Source organism: Moorena sp. SIO1G6, from assembly GCF_010672795.1.
Lineage (GTDB): Bacteria > Cyanobacteriota > Cyanobacteriia > Cyanobacteriales > Coleofasciculaceae > Moorena > Moorena producens.
Map to the genome: position 1 here is coordinate 1 of NZ_JAAHFZ010000158.1, position 1,907 is coordinate 1,907.

2 protein-coding genes are annotated in these 1,907 nt (G+C 42.8%); both read right to left on the reverse strand.

Annotated features, from left to right (window positions below; genetic code table 11):
• Window positions 1–9 precede the first annotated feature (9 nt).
• On the reverse strand, window positions 10–1,335 hold the full coding sequence (locus tag F6K63_RS36680) for an RNA-guided endonuclease InsQ/TnpB family protein (protein WP_229420144.1): 1,326 nt from the start codon (window positions 1,333–1,335) through the stop codon (window positions 10–12).
• Entirely contained in the window at window positions 1,223–1,843 is a 621-nt protein-coding gene (locus F6K63_RS36685; RefSeq protein WP_083373897.1) for an IS607 family transposase, read from the reverse strand. Before F6K63_RS36685 ends, F6K63_RS36680 begins: the two co-directional genes overlap by 113 nt.
• Window positions 1,844–1,907 lie beyond the last annotated feature (64 nt).

Sequence of the window (1,907 nt, forward strand, 5' to 3'; positions counted from 1 at the left end):
CTGATACTTTTAACCCGGACAAATTCCGACATCTTGGATATCTAGGATATCATTTGAGTCAGAAAAGCTGAGTACTACATCCCCGACTGCTTCGAGGAAGGTGGTATCCCACATCGCCTTCAGGAAAATCCCGACGGCTCCATTGAAATCTCTAGGGATTTCGTATCCGCAACGTGGACATTGAAAATTCATAGAACTACCAAGTTTTCTATGAATGTGTCCGCACTTTGTACAAGTCTTGGAGGTATATTCCTCTGTTATCCTCACTAATTTGGAACCATAACGGTTGCACAAATGCTCTAAAATCTGAGAGAACTGATAAAAAGCCCACGTCATCATCGCCCTAGCTGTCTTGCTTTTTAGTTTTCGCTTCTTTTTGACAACCATCTGCGACGTCTCAAAGGTAGGTAAGACGATCACATCGTAGTTTCTTGCCAAAAACGATGCTACTTGTTTGTGCAATTCAGTTCTCAGACTTCTGATCTTAGTTCTGAGTCTTTCCATAGCTATCCTTAGCTTGTATCGGCGACGTTTGTGTGTGCGTCCTTTTGATTTGTCATGCTCACTTTTTAACTTATCTAGATGCGAACAAAGTTTAGCTATTCTCTGAAAATCATTATTTGCGAACTCCAAGAAATCCGTGCCGTCAAACCCAGTCATGAACGTCCTAACTCCAGGATCTAAAGCTATCACTTTCTTGGTTTCAGTAGGCTCAATGTCAAACTCTACTGGAAAGTGCGCGAACCATCTCCCTTTGTTATAAGTAAGTTCAGTAGAACCATCAGTTAGTACACAGAAATCCTGACCTTTGAATTCGGGTTTTGGCAGATGTTTGGTCGTAGAAACCATCCACCGGCCAGCCTTGTAAGCCGTAGGGTCAAACTGGATCGTCAGATGATGATCTCGCACGCTACGAAATTTAGCTATTTTTAATCCAGCTTGTGGGTTTGGCAAAAGGTTCTTCCCTTTCCCAACAGACTTCGGTTGTTTGGCGGTCTCTTTCCACGCCGTATAAGCCTCCATTGAAGCGTTATCTAAAATTTTGGAGACGTTTAAATCTCTGCACCACTGCGGAATAAGTCCGGATTGTTTCAACCAAGTTCTAAAGCCATGTTTTCCTCCTTTCTTTCCGACTTTTGTGTACCCCTGGTTCCGATTGAGCTGCTCGATCGATATGTTATAAACCTTGCGAACAGCAGAAACCCATTTTTTCCAGATCTTCTCAAGTTCTTTGCTTGGGTAAACTCGGTAACTCACTGTCTTCAAGGATTTTTCGCTTGTACTTCCTGAGTCCGTAGAGCCTACAACTGAAGACGTGGATAATTGCGAGAACATCTTCAACCATCTCTTGTTCTGGGCTGAGGTTCTTTTCGTCGAGAACCAATATTTTAGTTTTGAATTTAGAGCACAACCATGAGATAAGATCGAATCCAAAGCGACAGAGCCGATCTTTGTGGGCAACGACAATATACTTGCAAGTGCCGCTGAGAACTCTGTCCAATAGGGAGTGAAGACCTTTTCTTTTGAAGTTGAGACCGCTGCCGATGTCTCGGATGACTTCTGCGTCTGGGTAACGAGACTTAAGAAACTGTACTTGTTGATCGAGATCATCTCTTTGAGAGCGGCTTGAAACCCTTGCATATAGGATTGTTGCTCTTTCGTCTCTATCTGTTTTTTTTGTTGAAATAGAGACAACTGAGTCAAGATTGTATCTTCTTTGTCCTCCAGGGGTTTTAATTCCTTGGATTTTGCCTTCGTCAAGCCACCTTTCAAGTGTCCTGGTACTGACCCCGAGCCTGGTAGCAGCGACTCGGGGAGGAACATATTTAATTTGTTCATTCATTGACACATCTTGTTCAGTAAAGTTAGATTATCCAACAAGATGTCGGAAAATGTCAAATATGTCG

Coding starts and splice junctions, on each gene's coding strand:
- F6K63_RS36680 (WP_229420144.1), bottom strand. CDS start 1,335: ATGTTCTCGCAATTATCCACGTCTTCAGTTGTAGGCTCTACGGACTCA.
- F6K63_RS36685 (WP_083373897.1), bottom strand. CDS start 1,843: ATGAATGAACAAATTAAATATGTTCCTCCCCGAGTCGCTGCTACCAGG.